We start from the raw sequence: 6,242 nt of genomic DNA, 5'->3' as shown, positions 1-6,242 counted from the left end.
GAGTAGTGGGCGAAGACGTCCGGGCCGCCACCCTCCTGCTCGATGAAGCCGAAGCCCTTTTCCGCGTTGAACCACTTCACGGTGCCATTAGCCATTAAAATTCTCCTTGAAAGGCAATTCCCGGAGCCCGCACCTCGCAGGATCCGCGTCGCCGCTATGAGTACCCACCCAGAAGAAGACTCCTAGAAAATCCGAAGAAATTCGAGGAAAATTCCGGAGAAACAAAAAATGCGCCAGCGGTCACAACCGGCAGGCGCACACAAAGTTCATGGGAACCGAAACTGCAACTGACATCGACTGTAGCAGGTCCCGGGGCGGAACGGCGGGTCTTTCTTCCCGGGTTTCGCCGCGCCCCGCCGTCCCGGGTTCTCCGACCCGGTCCGGACCCGGTTCGGGCCCGGACCGGCTGTTCGGTCGGCTACTCCACCGTCACGCTCTTCGCCAGGTTGCGGGGCTTGTCGACGTCCCGCTCCAGCGCGACCGCGGCGTGGTACGCCAGCAGCTGGAGCGGGATGTTGAGGAGCAGCGGGTCGAGCTCCGGCTCGCTCCTGGGCACCAGGATGCAGTGGTCGGCGAGCTTCGCGTCGGGGCGGCGGTGCGCGACGGCGAGCACCCGGCCGGAGCGGGCCTTGATCTCGCCGAGCGTGGTGAGGTTCTTGTCGAGCAGCTCGTCGTCCGGGACCAGGGCCACGGTGGGCAGTTCGGGGCTGATCAGGGCCAGCGGTCCGTGCTTGAGCTCGCTCGCCGGGTACGCCTCGGCGTGGACGTAGGAGATCTCCTTGAGCTTCTGCGCGCCCTCACGGGCGACGGGGAAGCCGCGGACCCGGCCGATGAACATCATGCCCTCGGACCCGGCGTACTCGGCGGCGAGCTCGGCGATGGCGTCGCTCTGCGCGAGGACCTCGCGGATCTGGTCGGGGAGCGCCTTGAGGGCGGTGACGATGCGGCGGCCGTCGGCCGGGGAGAGGTCGTGGATCCGGCCGAAGTGCAGGGCGATCAGGGCGAACGCCACGACGGTGGAGGTGAACGCCTTGGTCGAGGCGACCGAGATCTCCGGACCGGCGTGCAGGTAGATGCCGCCGTCGCACTCGCGGGCGATCGCGCTGCCGACGGTGTTGACGACGCCCAGCACCCGCCCGCCCTTGCGCTTGACCTCCTGGACGGCGGCGAGGGTGTCGTAGGTCTCACCGGACTGGCTGACCGCGATGTAGAGGGTGTCGGCCTCGATGACCGGGTTGCGGTAGCGGAACTCGGAGGCGGGCTCGCTGTGCGCGGGGATGCGGGCGAGCTCCTCGATGAGCTGGGCCCCCATCTCGCCCGCGTAGTAGGCGGAGCCGCAGCCGAGGATCTTGACCCGGCGGATCTCGCGCAGCTCCCGGGCGTCGAGGTTGAGGCCGCCGAGGTGGGCGGTGGCGAACCGCTCGTCGAGCCGGCCGCCGAGGGTGCGCTCGACCGAGCCGGGCTGCTCGTGGATCTCCTTGAGCAGGAAGTGCGCGAAGCCGCCGGTGTCGTAGGAGTCGATCTCCCAGTCGACGGTGGACGGCTGGCGGTGGGTGGTGCGGGCGTCCTCGGTGAACGTGCGGAAGCCGTCGGCGCGGACGGTGGCCAGCTCGCCGTCCTCCAGGTGGACGACCTGGCGGGTGTAGCGGACGAGCGCGGAGACGTCGGAGGCGGCGAACATCTCCTTCTCGCCGATGCCGAGCACGATCGGGCTGCCGTTGCGGGCGACCACGATCCGGTCCGGCTGCTCGGCGTCGAGGACGGCGATGCCGTAGGTGCCGACGACCATGGCGAGGGCGGCGCGCACGGCGTCCTCCAGCTCCACGCCCTCCGCGGCGTGCGCGGCGATCAGGTGGCCGAGCACCTCGGTGTCGGTCTCGGAGCGGAAGACCGCGCCGTCGGCGGCGAGCTTGGCCCGCAGCTCGTCGGCGTTCTCGATGATGCCGTTGTGGACGACGGCGATCCGCCCGGCGTTGTCCAGGTGCGGGTGGGCGTTGGCGTCACTGGGCACGCCGTGGGTGGCCCAGCGGGTGTGGCCGATGCCGGTGGTCCCCTTGAAGCGGGCCGGGACGGCCGCGGCTAGGTCGGCGACCCGGCCCTTGACCTTGCGGACCTTGAGCCCGCCGGTGCGCCCGGCGACCGCGACGCCCGCCGAGTCGTAGCCGCGGTACTCCAGCCGGGCCAGGCCCTCCAGCAGGAAGGGGGTCGCGTCCTTGGGGCCGATGTAGGCCACGATTCCGCACATGGGGTGGACTCCTCGAAGACAGGGGGCAGGGCGGGAGGCAGGGCGGGGCCCGGAGGGTCGGGCCGGGAGGCCGTCGCCGACCGCGGTCGGCGGGCCCCGGACGGAGGACTTCGGACGGGTCCGTCAGCCGTAGACGATCCGGCGCAGCTGCCGCGCGGAGAGTCCCGGCGCCGCGACACGGCGGGCGGGCAGCTCCTCGGCGAGCCGGGCGAAGATCCTCTCGTTGGTCAGACCGCGCGCCTGGAGCTCACCGTGGCGGCGGCGGACGTACTCCTCCGTGGTCTCGGAGAAGTAGGCCAGCACCTCCGCCACCACCCGTGCCGCCTCGCGGGGCCCGAGCGGGCTGGTCCGGGTGAGGTGGGCGAGCAGGTCTTCGTGAGGGTGCGAGGGACCGGGTGAGCTGGACACGAAGAGGGAGCCTAGGCCGGATCCGGCACCGAGTTCAAAGATCTTGCCCGAATTCGGGCAGATCTCGCGACGTTCGACGCCCACCCGGCCCGATCCGGGCCCGCGCCAGCCTGTCGAACGAAGCATCGGACGGGCGAACGGGCGGGCGAACGATCGGCACGGCGGACGCCCGGCGGGCCCGCCCACCCCGCCCGCGCACCCTTGTGCGAGCACGTACCACCACGTAGCGTGATTCCCCGACTACGCATCGGGGGAGACGGATCAGGACACCGGATTCGTCTCGGAGATTCGTGTCGGAAGAACCGGAGGCTTGCTGATGTGCGGCATCACCGGATGGGTCGCCTACGACCGCGACCTCACCCTCGAACGGCCAGTGCTCGACACGATGACGGCCACCCAGCTCTGCCGCGGCCCGGACGCGGGCGGCATCCACCTGGAACGGCACGCCGCACTCGGTCACCGCCGCCTCGCCGTGATCGACGTCGAGGGCGGTGTCCAGCCGATGACGGCCGAGCACGACGGCCGGACGCTGGCCGCCCTCACGTACAGCGGAGAGGTGTACAACCACCGCGAGCTGCGCGCCGAGCTGGAGGCGGCCGGCCACCGGTTCCGCACCCGCAGCGACACCGAGGTGGTGCTGCACGCCTACCTGGAGTGGGGCGAGCACCTCGCCGAGCGGCTCAACGGCATGTTCGCCTTCGCGATCTGGGACGCCCGCAGCGAGGAGCTGGTGCTCGTCCGCGACCGGATGGGCGTCAAGCCGCTGCACTACCACCCCACCCCGGACGGCGTGGTCTTCGGCTCCGAGCCGAAGGCCCTGTTCGCCCACCCCTCGGTGCGCGCGGTGGTCGACCTGGACGGGCTGCGCGAACTGCTGGCCCTGACGAGGACCCCCGGCCTCACCCCGTACCGCGGCATCTCGGAGGTGCGGCCCGGCCACGTGGTCCGGGTGCGGCGCAGCGGCGTCACGGTCCGCCGCTACTGGGCGCTGGAGGCACGCCGGCACACCCAGGACCTCGCCACCACCGTCGCCACCGTCCGGGCCCTGCTCGACGACATCGTCCACCGCCAACTGGACTCGGACGTGCCGCTCTGCTCGCTGCTGTCCGGCGGCCTCGACTCCAGCGCCGTCACCGCGCTGGCCGCCAAGGCGCTGCGCGCGGCGGGCGCCGGGCCGGTCCGCTCCTTCGCTGTCGACTTCGCCGGACAGAGCGAGCACTTCCTCGCGGACGCGGTCCGCTCCACGCCGGACGGCCCGTACGCCGCACTGCTCGCCCGGTACGTGGGCGCCGACCACCGGGTGATCGAGCTGGACAGCGCCGCACTCACCGACCGGACGCACCGGATGGCCGCGCTGCGTGCCAGGGACCTGCCGGGCGGCTTCGGCGACATGGACACCTCGCTGCTGCTCCTCTTCAAGGAGGTGCGCCGGCAGTCGACGGTGGCGCTGTCCGGCGAGTCGGCGGACGAGCTGTTCGGCGGCTACAGCTGGTTCCACGACCCGCAGGCGGTGAACGCGGACGACTTCCCCTGGGCGGCCTCGCTGACCAGGCTCGGCGGGACGGGCGCCGGTCCGCGCGAACAGCTGATCGACCGGGAGCTGCTCGGCAAGCTCGACCTCGCCGGCTACCGGCACGCCCGGTACCGGGAGGCGCTCGCCGAAGTCCCGCACCTGCCGGACGCCGACCCGTTCGAGCGACGGATGCGGGAGATCTCGTACCTGAACCTGACCCGCTTCGTCTGCATCCTGCTCGACCGCAAGGACCGGATGAGCATGGCCAACGGGCTGGAGGTGCGGGTGCCGTTCTGCGACCACCGGCTGGTGCAGTACGTCTTCAACACGCCGTGGTCGATGAAGCACTTCGACGGCCGGGAGAAGAGCCTGCTGCGCGCCGCCGTCCGGAACGTGCTGCCGGACGAGATCGCCGACCGGATGAAGAGCCCCTACCCGAGCGTGCAGGACCCGCACTACCCGGAGATGCTCCGCAGCGAACTGGCCGAGCTGACCTCCGACCGCGCCGCCCCGGTGCTCGAGCTGCTGGACCGGCGGGCACTGGCCGACGCGCTCGCACCGGACACCGATCCGCAGTCGGTCCGGCTGGCGGCCGATCTGGCGCTGGACCTGAACGCCTGGTTGACGGAGTACCAGGTGTCGCTCGAACTCTGACCGCCCGCCGGCGTTCACCCGGACGGCGTACGTCGCCCGCTGCGCCGTCCGGGTTCACGGCGAACCGCGCAGCGGGCCGGGTGACGGACCGGCGCCGGGCCGTGCGACAGGCCGTAGGACGGGCCGGGTGACGGGTCGTCCGGCGGTCCGGCGACCGGGGGCGGCCCGCGTCGTCGACCGGCCCGGACGTGCGATAGCGTCGCCGACACCTCCCGAATGGCGGTCGAAAACGCGGAATCCCACCCCCGTGCCGTCAGGATGGGGAGCGACCCGTCCGTCTCGATCCGCCGGGGGATCTCCGCCATGCATCCGCGAGCATTCGCGATTCTCACCGCCCTGCTGCTGGGGGTCCTGGGCCTGGGGTCGGTGGCCGTCACCGACTGGACGCCCGCCCCGGTCGCCGCGACGGCCGGGGAGAACACCGCGGACGGCACCGCCGGAACGGCGGGCGCCGCGCCCGCCGGCACCGCGCAGCCGGCCGTGAGCGCCACCCCGACCGGGGACCCGGCGGTGTGGACCCGCTCGACGCTGCGCAACAAGCTGATGGCCGAGATGGAGTCCACCGATCCCGGGGTCGCGCTGGCCGACCTGGACAGGATCACCAAGCAGCTGCCGTACACCGTCCGGTTCTGCCACCCGATCGCCCACGAGCTCGGGCACGCGGCCGTCAAGCGCTTCAACGCCGACTTCCAGAAGGTCATCTCCTTCCCGCACGAGACCTGCGCCGCGGGCTACCTGCACGGCGCCGTCGAGGAGATGCTGAACGCCTCCGCCCAGCCCGAGACGGACCTGCTCAAGCTCTGCGCGCCCAAGAACAGCGGCCCGTGCATCCACGGCGTCGGTCACGGCACCATGTTCGTCGCCAAGCAGGACGTGGCCAAGGCGCGGGACCTGTGCAACAAGTTCCCCACCGACCAGAACCGGATCCGCTGCTCGGAGGGCCTGTTCATGCAGCTCTTCGGCCCGGACGAGGAGGACGAGAAGGCGAAGGCGAACCTGCCGGCCGACAAGATCGCCCAGGACCCGCTCTACCCGTGCAAGGAGCAGCCCTCGCTGTTCCAGTCGGCCTGCTTCTTCTACGCGCCGACCTTCTACCTCTCCTCGCACGACTACCCGAACCACCCCGAGGTCTACGCCGAGGCGCTGAAGTGGTGCCTCAACGGCAAGGCGAGCGGCGGGTCGGTGGACTGCAGCCGGGGGGTGGGCTCGCGGACCATGAAGTACAACCTGGACCGCGAGGACTGGGCCGCCCAGCAGTGCGCCACCGCCGCCGACGGCTGGCAGCGCAAGGCCTGTGCCGAGGGCCTGGTCAGTTACTACACGGTCAACTACACGGACGGCGGTGCGGCCGGGCGGCTCTGCGCCAAGATCACCAGCCCGGAGATGCAGGGCTACTGCCGCTCCGCGGGCGGGCTATCCTCC

General features: G+C 71.4%; 5 protein-coding genes. 2 read left to right on the top strand and 3 right to left on the bottom strand.

All coding sequences use genetic code 11. From position 1 onward, the window contains the following. From ACFWOG_RS38785 to ACFWOG_RS38775, 3 genes are all read right to left on the bottom strand, one after another. On the bottom strand, positions 1 to 140 hold a 140-nt coding region (locus tag ACFWOG_RS38785), incomplete at its 3' end, for a cold-shock protein (protein ID WP_380364263.1). 278 nt (positions 141 to 418) lie between these two features. Continuing rightward, positions 419 to 2,245, bottom strand: a complete 1,827-nt coding sequence (gene glmS, locus ACFWOG_RS38780) for a glutamine--fructose-6-phosphate transaminase (isomerizing) (protein ID WP_329885032.1) — start codon at positions 2,243 to 2,245, stop codon at positions 419 to 421. A gap of 123 nt (positions 2,246 to 2,368) precedes the next feature. Then, complete coding sequence (locus ACFWOG_RS38775) at positions 2,369 to 2,653, bottom strand: hypothetical protein (RefSeq protein WP_327683601.1); 285 nt, start codon at positions 2,651 to 2,653, stop codon at positions 2,369 to 2,371. 316 nt (positions 2,654 to 2,969) lie between these two features. Between ACFWOG_RS38775 and asnB the strand changes: the two genes are divergently transcribed. Further along, complete coding sequence (gene asnB / locus ACFWOG_RS38770) at positions 2,970 to 4,820, top strand: asparagine synthase (glutamine-hydrolyzing) (protein ID WP_380364261.1); 1,851 nt, start codon at positions 2,970 to 2,972, stop codon at positions 4,818 to 4,820. A 303-nt stretch (positions 4,821 to 5,123) separates the two neighbouring features. Beyond that, on the top strand, positions 5,124 to 6,242 hold a 1,119-nt coding region (locus ACFWOG_RS38765), incomplete at its 3' end, for a hypothetical protein (protein ID WP_380364259.1).

The sequence above is a fragment of the Kitasatospora sp. NPDC058406 genome (assembly GCF_042722765.1).
GTDB lineage: Bacteria > Actinomycetota > Actinomycetes > Streptomycetales > Streptomycetaceae > Kitasatospora.
This window is presented reverse-complemented; position numbering and strand designations above follow the sequence as displayed.